General features: G+C 71.6%; 12 protein-coding genes. 4 read left to right on the top strand and 8 right to left on the bottom strand.

What is annotated here, in order from left to right:
- Positions 1-26 precede the first annotated feature (26 nt).
- A complete protein-coding gene (locus KIK05_RS12610; RefSeq protein ID WP_214410852.1) occupies positions 27-1,871 on the bottom strand; it encodes an AMP-dependent synthetase/ligase in 1,845 nt (614 codons plus the stop codon).
- A 243-nt stretch (positions 1,872-2,114) separates the two neighbouring features.
- Between KIK05_RS12610 and KIK05_RS12605 the strand changes: the two genes are divergently transcribed.
- Positions 2,115-3,593, top strand: a complete 1,479-nt coding sequence (locus KIK05_RS12605; RefSeq protein WP_214410851.1) for a peptide MFS transporter — start codon at positions 2,115-2,117, stop codon at positions 3,591-3,593.
- 9 nt (positions 3,594-3,602) lie between these two features.
- Here KIK05_RS12605 and yczR read toward each other — a convergent pair whose 3' ends face one another.
- Complete coding sequence (gene yczR / locus KIK05_RS12600) at positions 3,603-5,048, bottom strand: MocR-like transcription factor YczR (protein WP_214410850.1); 1,446 nt, start codon at positions 5,046-5,048, stop codon at positions 3,603-3,605.
- A 64-nt stretch (positions 5,049-5,112) separates the two neighbouring features.
- On the opposite strand from yczR, the gene yczE reads away from it, so the two are divergent.
- Complete coding sequence (gene yczE / locus KIK05_RS12595) at positions 5,113-5,739, top strand: membrane protein YczE (RefSeq protein ID WP_214410849.1); 627 nt, start codon at positions 5,113-5,115, stop codon at positions 5,737-5,739.
- A 19-nt stretch (positions 5,740-5,758) separates the two neighbouring features.
- Positions 5,759-7,564, top strand: coding sequence for a glycoside hydrolase family 15 protein (locus KIK05_RS12590; protein WP_214410848.1), 1,806 nt, complete (start codon positions 5,759-5,761; stop codon positions 7,562-7,564).
- A gap of 104 nt (positions 7,565-7,668) precedes the next feature.
- Here KIK05_RS12590 and KIK05_RS12585 read toward each other — a convergent pair whose 3' ends face one another.
- Together KIK05_RS12585 and KIK05_RS12580 are read right to left on the bottom strand one after the other, a co-directional pair.
- Positions 7,669-8,580 carry a hypothetical protein gene (locus tag KIK05_RS12585; RefSeq protein ID WP_308249884.1) on the bottom strand — a complete coding sequence of 304 codons (912 nt, stop codon included), beginning with the start codon at positions 8,578-8,580 and terminating at the stop codon, positions 7,669-7,671.
- A gap of 41 nt (positions 8,581-8,621) precedes the next feature.
- Positions 8,622-9,551, bottom strand: a complete 930-nt coding sequence (locus tag KIK05_RS12580) for a S66 peptidase family protein (RefSeq protein ID WP_214410847.1) — start codon at positions 9,549-9,551, stop codon at positions 8,622-8,624.
- Positions 9,552-9,706: 155 nt separating this feature from the next.
- Here KIK05_RS12580 and KIK05_RS12575 point away from each other — a divergent pair, with 155 nt between their 5' ends.
- Positions 9,707-10,591 (top strand): sulfotransferase family protein, encoded by an 885-nt coding sequence (locus KIK05_RS12575; protein WP_214410846.1) that lies wholly within the window; start codon positions 9,707-9,709, stop codon positions 10,589-10,591.
- 34 nt (positions 10,592-10,625) lie between these two features.
- Here KIK05_RS12575 and KIK05_RS12570 read toward each other — a convergent pair whose 3' ends face one another.
- The 4 genes from KIK05_RS12570 to KIK05_RS12555 form a co-directional block, all read right to left on the bottom strand.
- Positions 10,626-12,500, bottom strand: a complete 1,875-nt coding sequence (locus KIK05_RS12570; protein ID WP_214410845.1) for an ABC transporter ATP-binding protein — start codon at positions 12,498-12,500, stop codon at positions 10,626-10,628.
- A gap of 190 nt (positions 12,501-12,690) precedes the next feature.
- Positions 12,691-13,593, bottom strand: a complete 903-nt coding sequence (locus tag KIK05_RS12565; RefSeq protein WP_214410844.1) for an enoyl-CoA hydratase/isomerase family protein — start codon at positions 13,591-13,593, stop codon at positions 12,691-12,693.
- A gap of 140 nt (positions 13,594-13,733) precedes the next feature.
- Positions 13,734-13,949 (bottom strand): helix-turn-helix domain-containing protein, encoded by a 216-nt coding sequence (locus KIK05_RS12560; protein WP_093173121.1) that lies wholly within the window; start codon positions 13,947-13,949, stop codon positions 13,734-13,736.
- Between the two features lie 114 nt (positions 13,950-14,063).
- Positions 14,064-15,662, bottom strand: a complete 1,599-nt coding sequence (locus tag KIK05_RS12555; protein WP_214410843.1) for an ABC-F family ATP-binding cassette domain-containing protein — start codon at positions 15,660-15,662, stop codon at positions 14,064-14,066.
- Between the last annotated feature and the right edge of the window lie 124 nt (positions 15,663-15,786).

Below are 15,786 nucleotides of genomic sequence, written 5' to 3'. Positions count from 1 at the left end.
GCCGTGCCCGCACGCGGGCCCGCCGGTCAGCCCGCGTACATCGAGTCGATCACGTCGGCGTACTTGGCGTGGATGACGCGGCGCTTGAGCTTGAGGCTCGGGGTGAGCTCCTCGGTCTCGGGGGTCCACTCCCCCGGCAGCAGCCGCCACCTCTTCACCTGCTGGACGCGGGCGAGCTTGGCGTTGGCGACGGCGACGGCCTCCTCGACCTCCTTCAGCACGTCGGGGTGCTCGGCGAGGTCGGCGAGGGAGGAGAACCCGATGCCCCGGGCGCGTGCCCACGCCGGGGCGACCTCGCCGTCGAGGGTGAGGACCGCCACGACGTACGGCCTGCGGTCGCCGTACGCGAGCGCCTGCCCGACGAGCGGGTGCTCCTTGAGGTGGTTCTCGGTGTTGGCCGGGGAGATGTTCTCGCCCCCGGCGGTGATGATCAGCTCCTTCTTCCGGTCGACGATGCCGACGAAACCGTCCTCGTCGATGGAGCCGATGTCGCCGGTGTGCAGCCAGCCGTCCTCGTCGATCAGGTCGGCCGTCGCCTCCGGGCGGCGCAGATAGCCGTGGGTGTTGGCCGGGCTGCGGGTGAGGATCTCGCCGTCGGGGGCGATCCGTACCTCGACACCCGGCGCGGAACGGCCGACCGTGCCGAGTTTGAACCCGTCGTTGCTGTTGGCGGTGAACGCGCCGCTGGTCTCGGTCATGCCGTACACGTCGAGGATCCGCAGGCCGAGCCCGGCGAAGAAGCGCTGCACCTCGGCGGGCATCGGGGCGGCCGCGGAGGCGAGCCAGCCGGCGTCCCCGAATCCGATCATGGAGCGGACGACCGACAGCAGGGCCGCGTCGGCCCGCTCGTACGCCTCCACCACCTCCGGGGCCGGGACCCGGCCGTACTGGGTGCCCTCGATGTAGGCGAGGCCGGCGGCCATCGCGGCGCGGACGCTCTCCTGCTGCTCCTCGGGCTGGGCGCCGAGCAGCGCCTGCAGGCGGGCCATCATCTTCTCCCAGACCCTCGGCACGCCGAAGAACAGCAGCGGCCTCACCTCGGCGAGCACGCCGCCGAGCCGGGCGAGGTCGGTGCAGAAGTGCACGTGGTAGACCTTGAACAACGGCAGGTAGAGGCTGAGCACCCGCTCGGCGATGTGGGCGTAGGTCAGGTAGGAGATCTGCGACCCGTGGGCGGGGAGATCGGTCATGCGTTCGGTGGCGAGCACCTCGTAGAAGATGTTGCGGTGGGTCAGCGGCACGCCCTTGGGGTCGCCGGTGGTGCCGGAGGTGTAGAGCACGGTCAGCACGTCGTCGGCGGTGACGGCGGCGGCGCGGGCCTCCACCTCGGCGGGGCCGGCCGCCAGGGCGTGCTCGCCGAAGGCCAGGAAGTCGTCCCAGCTCATGAAGAGCTCGCCCTCGGGCGCGCCCTCCAGCACGATCACCTTGCGCAGGCCGGGCAGCCGGCCGAGGACCGGCTCCCAGCGGGACAGCTCGGCGGGGCCGCCCAGCACCGCGATCTTCGCCTGGACGTCTCGCGCGACGAAGGCGACCTGCTCGGGGGCGAAGGTGGCGTACACCGAGCACGGCACGCCGCCGGCGTGCACCGCGCCGAGGTCGGCGAGCACGTGCTCGCTGCGGTTGACCATCATGAGCGCGACGGCCTCGCCCGGGGCGAGGCCGAGGGCGGCGAACCCGGCGGCGATGGCGAGCACCCGCCGCCGCGCCTGCGCGTAGGTCAGGGTGTCCCAGCCGCCCCCTTCGGCGGCGTCGGAGTAGGCGGGCGCGTCGGGATGCCGCTCGGCCGTCAGTTTCAGCTGCTCGCAGATCGTGCGGTCGCCGATCTCTCGCTCGATGTCGGAACGTTGCGCGAGGACGGTGGGATCGGCCATGTAACGCCTCCAGAATGCACCGGCGTGCTGGGGTGGCCTGCATCGCATCACACGCCCTGAACCGGGAACAAGACCCGGAAAGGGAGAAGATCCGCCGTCCTCGCCGCCCGAGGGCCGGGTGAGCGCCATCGTTACCGATGGGGCCGCTGATCACCGGCCTGGTCGCGGATTCGGCAGGAAACGGCTTTTCGACTACATATGACGGGCAGTTCACCCGGCGAGTCAACGAAGAGGTGGACCGGCATGGTCCCACAGACCGAGCCGCGAGCGCCGGAAAAGACGATCTTCGGACATCCACGCGGCATCGTCACGCTGTTCCTCACCGAGATGTGGGAGCGCTTCAGCTTCTACGGCCTTCGGGCCATTCTGTTCTTCTTCCTCACCGCCACCGTGGCGGGCGGCGGCCTCGGGCTGCCCAAGCCCACCGCGACGGCGGTCGTCGGCGTGTACGGCGCGCTGGTCTACCTGCTGACCCTGCCGGGCGGCTGGATCGCCGACCGCCTGCTCGGCCCGCGCAGGGCCGTGCTGCTCGGCGGCGTCGTCATCATGCTCGGCCACATCTCCATGGCCGTCCCGCTGCGGGGGCCCGCCCTCATCTGGCTCGGCCTCGCGCTGATCGTGGCGGGCACCGGGCTGCTCAAGCCGAACATCGCCACCATGGTCGGCCGCCTCTACCCCGAGGGCGACAACGCCCGCCGGGACGCCGGATTCTCGATCTTCTACCTCGGCATCAACCTCGGCGCGTTCGCCGCCCCGTACGTCGTCAGCAACCTGGCCAAGGACGGCCGCTGGCACCTCGGCTTCGGCGCGGCGGCCGTCGGCATGGCGCTCGGCCTGACCCAGTACGTCCTCGGTGGCCGGCACCTGCGGGGCGTCGGTGACACGCCCGGCCACCGGCTGACGCCGGAGGAGCGCCGGCATTTCGGGCTGATCGCCGCCGCGGGCCTGGCCGCCGCGGCGCTGGGGCTGGGGGTGTGGGCGGCGAGCGGCACGCTGACGGTCGACCGGTTCACCGTCGTCCTGACCGTGCTGACGATCGTGGTCCCGGCCGCGTACTTCGCCTACATCCTGCTCGGCAGCCACAACCTGACACCGTCCGAGCGATCGAAGATGAAGGCCTACATCTGGCTGTTCGCGGCGGCGTCGATCTTCTGGATGCTCTACGACCTGGCCCCGACCGTCCTGAACGACTTCGCCGCCACGAAGACCGATCTGCACCTGTTCGGGCGGCCGATCACGGCGGCCACCACGCAGTCGTTCAACCCACTGCTCATCATGATCTTCGTGCCGATCTTCGCGGCACTGTGGGTGCGGCTGGGCGATCGGGTCGGGGCGGCCCAGAAGTTCGCCTTCGGCCTGTTCATGATCGGCCTCAGCTTCGTGGTGATGGCGGTCGCGGCCGGACTGGCCGAGCAGTACAAGGTCTCGGTCTGGTGGCTCTTCCTGGTGTACCTGATCCAGGTGTTCGGGGAGCTGTCGCTGAGCCCGGTCGGCCTGTCGGTCACCGTGGAGCTCGCGCCCGCGGCCTTCCGGAGCCAGATGCTGGGCGTCTGGTACCTGTCGTTCGCCGTCGGGGACGGGGTCGGCGGGCAGACCGCGCGCCTGCTGACGCACATGTCGCAGCCCGCGTACTTCCTCACGCTGGCCGCCGTCGCCCTGGCCGCCGCCGCCGTCCTGATCGCCTTCGCCCGCAGGCTGCGGGTCCTGATGGGCGAGATCTGACGACGGCCGTCACAGGGTGGGCGTCAACGGCTCCCGCACGCGGGGCTCGTAGGCCGGGGCGGGCGCGCCGAGCGAGCGCGCGGCGGCCAGGCGCTGCACGGCCTCGGTCAGCAGCTGCGGCGGCATGGTGAACGGCAGGCGCAGATAGCGCTCGAGGGTGCCGTCGACGCCGAACCACGGGCCCGGCGCGAGCCGTACGCCTCGCGCGGCCGCGGCGTCGGCCAGGGGGGTGGCGACGGGTGAGTCGAGGCGGACCCACAGGTATCCCCCGCCCGCCGGGACGGTGAACTCCCACTCGGGGATGCGCTCGCGCAGCGCCTCCACCAGCGTCGAGCGCGACGCCGCGAGCAGGCGGCGGCGCTCGGCCCTCGCCTCCTCCACGCGGCCCAGCAGATGGGCGACGGTGAGCTGCTCCAGCAGCGGGGCGGCGATGTCCACGGCGGCGCGCAGCACCGCCAGTCTGCGGATCAACGCGGTGGTGGCGCGGATCCAGCCGATGCGCAGACCGCCCCACCACAGCTTGGAGGACGACCCGATGCTGATCACCCGGCCGTCGGTGTCGAAGGCGGCCACCGGCGAGGTGCGCGCCTCGTCGTCGATGGCGAGCTCGGCCCAGCTCTCGTCCACGATCAGCGTGGTGTCGTAGCGGCGCGCGGCACCGGCCAGCGCGGCGCGGTCGGCGTCCGCCATCAGGCGGCCGGTGGGGTTCTGGAAGTCGGGGATGAGGTACGCCAGCCGCGCCGCCGACTGCCGCATGGCACAGGTCACCAGGTCCATGTGCCATCCGTCGTCCTGGATGCCCACCGGGACGATGCGCGCCCCGCGCAACCGGACGGCGTCCAGCGCGTGCGGGTAGGTCGGCGACTCGACGAGCACCGGGTCGCCCGGACCGGCGAGGAGCGTCGTCACCAGGTGGAGGGCGTGCTGGGCGCCCGCGGTGACGAGGATCTGGTCGGGCCTGGTCGCGACGCCGCGCGCGTCGTAGCGGGCGGCGATCGCCTCGCGCAGCGGCGCGAGGCCGACCGGCTCGTACCCGATGCCGAGGCCGTAGCGGGGGTAGGCCTCCACGGCGGCGGCCATGGCCTCCGGCAGCAGCGAGGAGGCGGGCGAGGCCGCGCAGTGCAGCGGGATCAGCCCGTCGTCGCGCGGGGCGATCCAGGGGTTGTCGGCGCCGAGGGCTCCCGGGTCGGGCAGGGCGGTCCAGCTTCCCGCGCCCTGGCGGCTGTCCAGGTAGCCCTGCTCGCGCAGCCGGTCGTAGGCGGTGGTGACGGTCGTGCGGCTGACGCCGAGCGCCTCGGCCAGGTGCCGCTCGGCCGGCATGCGCACCCTGATGGGCAGCCGCCCGTCGAGGATCAGCCCGCGGACGGCCTCGGCGAGGGCGCGGTAGTACGGCCGGGCCCCCGGCGGCACGTCGACGAGCTTGGCCAGCTGTGGCCCGCTCAGGTAGCGCTCCATCAGGCCACTTTCTCTGATTGGCCCTTTATAGGCAAGCCAATGGCATCAGAGCATTACCTGCACTATGAGTGAGATATCCCTTCCGAGCCTCGGTTCGTTCCCCAGCCGCCTCCTCCGCCTGTACGCCGGGCTCGCACTGTACGGGGCCGGGATCGGGCTCCAGGTCGAGTCGGGGCTCGGCAACGACCCCTGGGACGTGTTCCACCAGGGGCTCTCCATCCGCACCGGCTGGTCGATCGGCACCTGGATCATCGTCGTCGGCGCCCTGGTGATGCTCTTCTGGATCCCCCTCCGGCAACGTCCGGGGATCGGCACGATCAGCAACATCGTCCTCGTCGGACTCTCGGCCGACGCCACCATCTGGCTCGCCCCGACGCCGGGCCACCTCGCGGCGCGCTGGCTCTACCTGGTCACCGCCGTCGTGCTCGTCGCGGCCGCCACCGGCCTGTACATCGGCGCGGGCCTCGGCCCCGGCCCGCGCGACGGGCTGATGACCGGCCTCAACCGGCTGGGGCTGTCGATCCGCCTGGCCCGCACCGTCATCGAACTGACCGTGCTCGCCACCGGCTGGCTGCTCGGCGGCACGGTGGGCGTGGGCACCGTCGTCTTCGCCGTCACGATCGGCCCCCTCACCCAGTTCTTCATGCCGCTCATGCGTCCCCGCCCCCACCGATCTGCGGAATCCGCGTAGGCGTACTAGCGTGACGGGCATGCGGATCGAGGACTACGCCATGATCGGCGACATGCAGTCGGCCGCCCTGGTCGGCCGTGACGGTTCCATCGACTGGCTCTGCCTGCCCCGTTTCGACTCCCCCGCCTGCTTCGCGGCGCTGCTGGGGGAGGAGCGCAACGGCCACTGGTGGATCGGCCCCGCGGGGCCCGGCCGGCAGCTGAGCACCAGGCGCCGTTACCGCGAGGGCACGCTGATCCTCGAGACCGAGTGGGACACCGAGAGCGGCACGGTCCGGGTGACCGACTTCATGCCGCCCCGGCAGGCCAACCCCGACCTGGTGCGCATCGTGGAGTGCGTCGCCGGCAGCGTCGAGATGGCCACCGAGATCCGCATCCGCTTCGACTACGGCCGTATCGTGCCCTGGGTCCGCCGCAGCAACGGCCTGCTGCAGGCGGTCGGCGGGCCCGACTCGGTCTGGGTGCACTCCCCCGTGCCGCTCCAGGGCGGCGACTACGCCCACAAGGCGACCTTCCGGCTGTCGGCGGGCGACCGCATGCCGTTCGTGTTCACCTGGCACCCCTCCCACTCCTCGGTCCCCGAGCAGATCGACCCGATCGTGGAGCTGGCGGAGACCGAGGCGATCTGGAAGCGGTGGTCGGCCCGGTGCGAGCCGCGCACCGAGCAGCAGTGGGAGGAGCCCGTGCTCCGCTCGCTGATCACCCTGAAGGCGCTGACGTACGCCCCCACCGGCGGCATCGTGGCCGCGCCCACCACCTCCCTGCCCGAGGACCTCGGCGGCGAGCGCAACTGGGACTACCGCTACTGCTGGCTGCGCGACGCCACCATGACGCTCGACGCGCTGATCTGCGCCGGGTACGTCGAGGAGGCCCGCGACTGGCGCGAGTGGCTGCTGCGCGCGATCGCCGGCCGCCCCCAGGACCTGCAGATCATGTACGGCGTGGCGGGCGAGCGCCGCCTGCCCGAGATGGAGGTCCCCTGGCTCGACGGCTACGAGGACTCCCGCCCGGTGCGCATCGGCAACGGCGCGGTCGAGCAGTTGCAGCTCGACGTCTACGGCGAGGTGCTGAACTGCCTGTTCGTCTCGCGGGCGTCGGGCCTCATGGCCAGCCAGCGCACCTGGTCGATCCAGCGGTCGCTGATGGACTTCCTCGAATCCCACTGGGACGAGCCCGACGAGGGCCTGTGGGAGATCCGGGGGCCGCGCCGGCACTTCGTCCACTCCAAGGTGATGGCCTGGGTCGCCGCCGACCGGGCGATCAAGCAGGTGGAGATGTTCGGGCAGAGCGGCCCGCTCGACCGCTGGCGCGTGCTGCGCGACCGCATCCACGCCGAGGTGCTGGAGAAGGGCTACGACCCGGCGAGGAACACCTTCACCCAGTCGTACGACTCGCACGAGCTCGACGCCTCGCTGCTGCTGATCCCGCAGACCGGGTTCCTGCCGCCGGACGACCCCCGGGTGATCGGCACGATCGACGCGGTCGAGCGCGAGCTGATGTCCGACGGCTTCCTGCTGCGCTACCCGCTGGCCGAGCGGAGCACCGTCGACGGCCTGTCCGGCGGGGAGGGGGCGTTCCTGGCGTGCAGCTTCTGGCTCGCCGAGGCGCGGGCGATGGCCGGCCGGCGGCGCGAGGCGGTCGAGCTGTTCGAGAGGCTGCTGGCGCTGCGCAACGACGTCGGGCTGCTCGCCGAGGAGTACGACCCGCGCTATGGCCGCCAGGTGGGCAACTTCCCGCAGGCCTTCAGCCATGTCCCGCTGATCCACACCGCCCACACCCTGTCGCGGGCGAGCTGCACGCCCCGCTACGCCGAGCTGCGCGGGTAGTCCCCGCCGCCCACTTCACCGGGTGTGCCCTGGATCCAGCCTCGTTCCTTGGGCCCGCGGCATCGCCCCCGGTGGGAGACCTCACCCGGGCGACCCTTGATCCGCTAGTGGCCCTGGGCGAAGGTGGCGAGCAGGCGGGCGAACTCCGGGGGCGGGGTCACCACCAGGCGGCGCTGGCCGTTCTGGTCGACCAGTTCGGTCTCGATGCGGGCCAGCCGCCCGCGGTGCCACCAGTAGACGTGCGGGCTGAGCCCGTCGTCGTGCGAGTGGTACTCGCGGCGGGCGAGCAGCCACAGCCGTTCGATGGCCCGCATCACCGACAGGCCGCCGATGGGATGCACGACCATCTCGCCGGGGCGGGGAAGCGCCACCATGAGGCCGTCGGGCGCGGCCGGCAGGTAGTCACCGATCCGGCGCAGGTGGACGGCGGCGCTCTCGGCCGAGCCCGTCATGACCCACGCCGGGGTGCCGTCGAGGTCGACGCGCTCGGCCGACAGCTTCTCGTCGGCCAGCACGTTGCCGACGGCCACGTCGAGGGCCTCGCCGGGCGGGAGGGGCCAGCAGAAGGCCTCCTCGGGGCGTACCGCGCGGCCGGACACGGTGAGGATCTCCACCAGGTCGGAGCCGATGTGACGGCCGATCAGCCGGGAGGGGTCGTCGCCGAGGTCCTCGGCGCGCACGACGCGGGTGCGCAGCAGCGGGCGGACCTGCGGCAGGTCGCACACGTCGGGCAGGCCGTCGGCCCGGGAGACGGCGCGGGTCAGGTGCCCGGAGACGAGCACGGGCCAGTCCTCGCGGGGCCGCCGCACGGCCTCGCGGCGCAGCCCGGACAGCCGTACGGTGACGTGCCGGGGGCCGCTGAGGGTGAGCGAGGAGCCGTCGGCGTCGAACGCGCAGTCGTAGCCGAGGTTGTCGGCCACGAGCGCGAGCAGGGAGTCGAGATCGACGTCCTCGATCGGGCGGCGTGGCACGCCGGCCCGCCGGTCGCGGTTCCGGTTCCGCCTGAACAAGCCCACGCGAAGGCTCCCAACTGCAGCTGTCTTCCCCGGACCTGGCCCTACAGTGTCGTCGCCGGGTCGCGGAACAGGCAAGTCAAAGAGCACGATTCCGTATCAATGGCCGCGTCCGCCCCCAACCAGGCGGTGAACTGTGGTGTGCCGTGGCCGATCGGCAGGCCGGCGATCATGGGCACGCCCAGCGGGGCCAGCCTGTCGACCAGCACGTTCATCGGATCGCCGCAGTCCACCCAGGAGCCGAGCGCGATGCCCACGGCGCCCTCCAGGCAGCCGGCCTGGAGGAGCTGGGTGAGCATGCGGTCGATGCGGTACGGCTCCTCCCCGACGTCCTCCAGCAGCACGATGCGCCCCTCGGCCCGCATGGCGTAGGGGGTGCCGCACAGCGCCGCGAGCAGCGCCAGGTTGCCCCCGGTGAGCGGCCCCTCGGCGTGACCGGGGACGATCACCTGCTCGGCGGCCACCGGGTCGGGCAGTCCGGGCTCGAACAGCGACGCGCGCAGGTGGGCGAGGGTGGCGGGCTCCGGGCCGGTCTCGTCGGCGATCGTCTCGCAGGCCGGCATCGGGCCGAAGCAACTGGCCACCCCGAGCCGTACGGCGAAGGCCTGGTGCAGCGCCGTGATGTCGCTCGACCCGAGCAGGATCTTGGGCCGGGCCGCCGCCATGGCGGGCCAGTCGAACAGGTCGAGCAGCCGGGTGGCGCCGTATCCGCCGCGGGCGCAGATCACCGCCCGCACCTCGGGGTCCAGCCAGGCCTCCTGCAGGTCGGCCGCCCGGCCGGCGTCGGACCCGGCGAGGTAGCCGCGCCGGTTGAGCACCCTGGGCATGACGACCACGTCGAGGCCGAGCTTCTCGGTGAGCACCTGCCTGCCGCGCGCGAGCCGTACCGGGTCGACGGGGCCGGAGGGCGCGACGACGGCGACCCGGTCGCCAGGACGCAGGCGGGCCGGGATCCACAGCCGCCGGCCGCTCATCGGCCGGTCCCCTCATCAGCGAGGGTGCATGGTTCGAAGTGCACGGATAAATCCCCTGTTGTGGGTACTCTTACCCCGGTCGCGTCACATGCCACCGACGGGCGGGGCGTGACCGGTTCGCTCACCTCGCAAAGGGTGTCAGACTGTCCTTACTTATGCGACCCCCGCCCCACATCCTCGTGGTCAACGGCATCAAGGTCCGTAGACCCGTGTTCGTGCTCGGCGCCCCCCACTCGGGCGCGGACCTCCTGGCGCGTGCCCTCAAGCGTTCCCCCGGCTTCCACGTCACCATGGGACGGGCCGCCGTCGCGCACGTCGTGTACGCCTTCGCCCGGCGCCCGTCGATCATGCGGAGGAAGGGCGGCGGCGCCGTGCGGGTGCTGCGCGACGCGCTCGCCGAGGCCTGGCAGATCGTCCCCGGGGCCTGCGCGGAGTGCCCGGCGCCCTGCAGGGACGCCGGAGCGGTCACCGGCGAGGGCCCCTGCGCCTCCCCCGGCACGATCGTGAGGTTCGGCGACGCCAACCCCGACCTGCTCTACAGCGCGCCGGTGCTGATCCAGGCCTTCCCCGACGCGCGCTTCGTCCAGCTCATCCGCGACGGCAGGGACGTCGCCGCCGACATGCTCGCCGACCGCGCCTCCATGAGCCTGTTCCGCACCAGCATGCTGAGCGACGAGACCGAGTTCCCCAACCCCTTCCTCGGGGTCAACTCCGGCGAGCACCGCGACAAGTGGACGCGGATGAGCTCGGCGGGCAAGTGCGCACTGCGCTGGCGCAGCGCCGTCCGCCTGAGCGCCGCGCTGCGCCAAGAGATGCCGAAGGACCAGCTCCTCACGATCCGCTACGAGGACATGGCCGCCTCACCCGCCGAGACCATCGCCACCGTGTCGGCCTTCCTGGAGAGCCGCGTCTCCAAGGTCGCGCTGTACGGCGCGGCGGCCCCGAAGGTCGGCGCGTGGCGCTCGCGCCTCAAGCCCGACGACGCCGCCCTGGTGGAGAAGATCGCCAAGGAGGAGCTGACCCGGCTCGGCTACATGTGACACGCCGAAACCGGGGGATGCGCCCCCGCGGCGGTCACCGCTGGTGTTCGAACTGGGTCCGGTACAGCTCGGCGTAGGCGCCGCCCGCGGCCAGCAGGTCGTCGTGGCGCCCGCGCTCCACGACGCGGCCGTCCTGCACGACGAGGATCATGTCGGCCTCGCGGATCGTGGAGAGCCGGTGGGCGATCACCAGGGACGTGCGGCCGGCCAGGGCCGACTTCAGCGCCCGCTGCACGGCCGCCTCGGACTCGGAGTCGAGGTGGGCGGTGGCCTCGTCGAGAACCACCACGCGGGGCGCCTTCAGCAGCAGGCGCGCCAGGGCGATCCGCTGCTTCTCGCCGCCCGACAGGCGGTACCCGCGGTCGCCGACCACCGTGTCCAGGCCGTCGGGCAGCGACTCGACCAGCTCGCCGATCTGCGCGGCGCGCAGGGCCTCCCAGATCTCCTCGTCGGTCGCGCCGGGCCGGGCGTAGCGGAGGTTGGCGCCGATGGTGTCGTGGAACAGGTGGGCGTCCTGCATGACCACGCCTACGGTCTCGCGCAGCGAGTCGAGGGTGGCCTCGCGCACGTCGAGGCCGTTGACCCGTACCGCGCCGCCGGTGACGTCGTACAGCCGGGAGACCAGCGAGGTGATCGTGGTCTTGCCCGCGCCGGAGTGCCCGACCAGGGCGATCAGCTCGCCCGGGCGGGCGGTGAAGCCGACCCCCTTCAGCACCTCCTGGCTCGGCCCGGTGTCTGGGCGCGCCACCGACTCCAGCGAGGCCAGGGAGACCTCCTCGGCGGCCGGGTAGCGGAACCGGACGTCGTCGAAGTCGATGGTGACCGGCCCGTCCGGGACCGGCCGCGCGTCCGGGCTCTCGGAGACCATGGGCTTCAGGTCGAGCACCTCGAAGACCCGGTCGAAGCTGACGAGCGCGGTCATGACGTCGACGTGGACGTTCGACAGGCTCGTCAGCGGCCCGTACAGGCGCATGAGCATGGCCGCGAGGGCCACCAGGGTACCGATGGCGAAGGCGCCGTCCACGACCAGCGCGCCGCCCACCCCGTACACCAGGGCGGTGGCGAGGGCGGCGACCAGGCCGAGCGCGATCCGGAACACCGTGCCGTACATGGCGACGGTGATGCCGACGTCGCGCACCCGGCCGGCGCGGTCGCCGAAGTGGTGCGCCTCGTCGTCGGGGCGGCCGTACAGCTTGGCGACCATCGCGCCGGCGACGTTGAAGCGCTCGGTCATCACCGAGCTCATCTCGGCGTCCAGCTGCATCTGCTCGCGGGTCAGCCCCGACATGCGGCGCCCCACCCAGCGGGCCGGGAAGATGAAGACCGGCAGCAGCACCAGCGCCACCAGCGTGACCTGCCACGACAGCACCAGCATCGCGCCGAGCACCATGACGAGGCTGACGACGTTGGACACCACCGACGACAGGGTGCTGGTCAGGGCGCGCTGCGCGCCGATGACGTCGCTGTTCAGCCGGGAGACCAGCGCGCCGGTCTGGGCCCGCATGAAGAACGCCACGGGCATGCGCTGCACGTGGTCGAAGACCTCGGTGCGCAGGTCGTAGATCAGGCCCTCACCGATGCGCGCGGAGAACCAGCGCTGCACCAGCCCGAGCCCGGCGTCCAGCACCGCCAGGCCCGCGATGACCAGCGAGAGCGCCACGACGACGCCGGTGCGGCGCGGCAGGATGCCCTCGTCGATGATCGACTTCAGCAGCAGCGGCTTGGCGACGACGATGACCGCGTCGAGCACCACCAGCGCCAGGAACGCGGCGATCTGCCAGCGGTAGGGCTTGGCGTAGCGGGCGATACGGGGCACCGTGCCCGGTGTGAGCCGCTCCTTGGTCACCGAACTGTCGCGCCGCAGGGACCGCATCACCTGGGGCCCGTATCCCCCGTGCATCATCGCCATGTCGTCCTTCGCCGTTCCTTTCCCCGCGTCCCGGGAGACGGGGGCACGCCCTCCGTCTCCTCATTCCGGCGAAGCATGCGAACCGGTCGGGCCATTCCCGGCTCAGCTTCTGGCGAACGATCGATCTCCTCCCGGCGACGGTGATCCCTCCGCTGGGCGGCCGCTCGCGCGCCGCCGCCTTCGGCCGTGATCAGCCCCCCTGGCCGCCGAACAGGGCTCGGACGCGGGCGGCCTGCTCGATCCTCTCGGCGGCGGCCTGCTCCTCCAAGGTGCGCCCCGAGGCACCCTGGAGCAGCCGCTTGGTCGCCGCCGCCGCGTCCCTGTTCGTCGAGAGCAGGGCGGAGGCGAGCCTTCGGGTGGCCGCCTCGAGCTCGGCCCTCGGGACGAGCTGCTCGGCGAGCCCCAGCCTGAGCGCCTCCTCGGCCTCGACCACGCGGGCGGTGAGGCAGATCTCGACGGCTCTGGGCAGGCCGACGATGTCGACCAGGGGCTTGGTGCCGGTCAGGTCAGGGACCAGCCCAAGCGCGGGTTCCTTCATGCAGAATCTGGCGTCGTCGGCGATGACCCGCAGGTCGCAGGCCAGGGCGAGCTGGAAGCCGGCCCCGATAGCGTGCCCGTGGACCGCCGCGATCGACACGATGTCGGGGCGGCGCAGCCACAGGAACCCCTCCTGTGCCTGACTGATCCGCTCCTCGAAGGCATCGCCGTCGAGCGCGGCCGCCGACGCGAACGACCCCTGCCCCGGCACTCCCTCCGGGGTGAACATCCGCAGGTCGATGCCCGCTGAGAAGGACGGCCCCTCGCCTCGGACCACGACGACACGTACCTGCTTCGGCAGTGTGCTGCCGATCCGTGCAAGGGCCGACCAGGTCGCGAACGTTTGTGCGTTCCGCTTTTCCGGCCGGTCCAGCGTGATCGTCGCGATCTCGCCGTCCACCTCGAAGCGCAAACCGATCTCCGCGAGCTCGTCGTCGCCGGGAACTCCGCCGGCCTCGTCACGCACCCCTCCGGCGCGCGCCGACGCTTCCTGCGTTCCGGCGTTCTCACTCGCCGAGATCGCCGCCGCACTCCCCCCAAGCGTCGCTTCCGGCATCGCCCGCTCCGTCCGTGTGTCGCTGTCCCGTCACGCCCGAACCCAGTGGAGGTTCCAGAATCAGATTCTACCGGCGCGGGCGGGACGGGTACCGACTGAACGGGACGAGCGGCTGCGGTCGCGCGTATCCGAGGCGGCTTCTAGCGCTTCGACTTGCCTCGGGTGGCTCCGCCGCGCCCCCGCAGAGTCACGCCGGACTCGCTGAGGATGCGGTGGATGAACCCGTATGACCTGCCGGTCGAGGCGGCCAGCGCGCGGATGCTCTCACCCGCGGCGTAGCGCTTCTTGAGATCGGCGGCCAGTTTTTCACGGTCGGCCCCGGTCACCCGGGTGCCCTTCTTCAGAGTCTCGGCCACGAGTACCTCCTGTAGTGCCAGACTTCCGCAGCGTTACTCACGCCATGATCAGTCATTTCAGCCGGATCGGCTACCTACTCCGTGGGAAAAGATCCGTACCCGCTCAAATTAAGATCAGGCAAGTGCCACAAGATCGGAAAATTCGTCGCTCCACGCGTCTTCAACTCCGTCTGGTAGCAAGATCACCCTATCCGGTCGTAGGGCCTCTACGGCACCCTCATCATGTGTAACAAGGACAATTGCCCCAGAATAGGACCTCAGCGCAGAAAGTACCTGATCTCGGCTCACCGGGTCGAGGTTGTTCGTGGGCTCGTCCAGCAGAAGCACGTTGGCGCTCGACAGCACCAGCGTGGCCAGGGCCAGTCGCGTCTTCTCGCCTCCCGACAGGACGGACGCGGGCTTCTCGGCGTCGTCACCTGAGAACAGGAACGAGCCGAGGACCTTGCGAAGGACGACGTCAGGGACGTCGGGACCGGCCGATCGCATGTTCTCCAGCACGCTGCGCCCGGCGTCCAGGGTCTCGTGCTCCTGGGCGTAGTAGCCCAGCTTGAGCCCGTGCCCCGGGCGGATCTCGCCGCTGTCGGGCTCCTCGAGCCCGCCGAGCATGCGCAGCAGGGTGGTCTTCCCGGCGCCGTTCAGGCCGAGCACGACCACGCGGCTCCCCCGGTCGACGGCGGCGTCGACGTCGGTGAAGACCTCCAGCGAGCCGTACGACTTCGACAGCCCGGTCGCGGCCAGCGGGGTGCGCCCGCAGGGCGCCGGGTCGGGGAAGCGCAGCTTGGCGACCTTGTCGCTGCGCCGCTCCTCCTCGACACCCGCCAGCAGGCGCTTGGCCCGGCGCTCCATGTCCTGCGCGGCCTTGGCCTTGGTGGCCTTGGCCCGCATGCGGTCGGCCTGCTGCAGCAGCTGCGAGGCCTGGCGCTCGGCGTTGGCGCGCTCGCGCTTCCTGCGGCGCTCGTCGCTCTCGCGCTGGGCGAGATAGGTCTTCCAGTCGACGTTGTAGGTGTCGATGACGCCGCGGTTGGCGTCGAGGTGCAGGACCCTGTTGACCGTTGCTTCAAGGAGGCCGACATCGTGGCTAATAATGATCAAGCCGCCCTGGTGGGATCGTAAAAAATCACGAAGCCACCCGATTGAGTCCGCATCGAGGTGGTTTGTCGGCTCGTCAAGCAGGAGAGTCTCCGCCCCGCTGAACAGGATTCGGGCCAGTTCGACCCGGCGGCGCTGCCCTCCGGAGAGCGTCTCGAGGGGCTGCTTGAGCACCCGGTCGGGCAGACCGAGGCTGGAGGCGATCGACGCCGCCTCGGCCTCCGCGGCGTACCCGCCGAGCACGTGCAGGCGGTCCTCCAGGCGGCCGTACGCACGGACCGCGCGGTCGCGCACACGCGTGTCGTCGGACGCCATGCCGAGCTCGGCCTCGCGCAGCTCGCGCAGCACCTGGTCGAGGCCGCGCGCCGACAGGATGCGGTCGCTGGCGATGACCTGCAGGTCTCCGGTGCGGGGGTCCTGCGGGAGGTAGCCGACGCTGCCGGTGGTGCTGACGGTGCCGGCGGCCGGGAGGCCCTCACCGGCGAGGACCTTGCACAGGGTGGTCTTGCCGGCGCCGTTGCGGCCGACCAGGCCGATGCGGTCACCGGGGTTGACGCGGAAGGACGCCCCTTCGATGAGCAGGCGGGCACCGGCGCGCAGTTCGATGTCAGAGGCGATGATCATGGCTGAGGGAGAACTCCGAGAGCGGGGAACGATGGGGCAGGAGATGCCTTCGGAACTAAGCGGGGATGACGCAGGGCGGCCGCGCGGCTCGGCCCGCTTCCGTGAGCGCGCTGATCAGTCAGGG

It is taken from the genome of Sphaerisporangium fuscum (genome assembly GCF_018531465.1).
In the GTDB taxonomy this organism is placed as follows: domain Bacteria; phylum Actinomycetota; class Actinomycetes; order Streptosporangiales; family Streptosporangiaceae; genus Sphaerisporangium; species Sphaerisporangium fuscum.
This window is presented reverse-complemented; position numbering and strand designations above follow the sequence as displayed.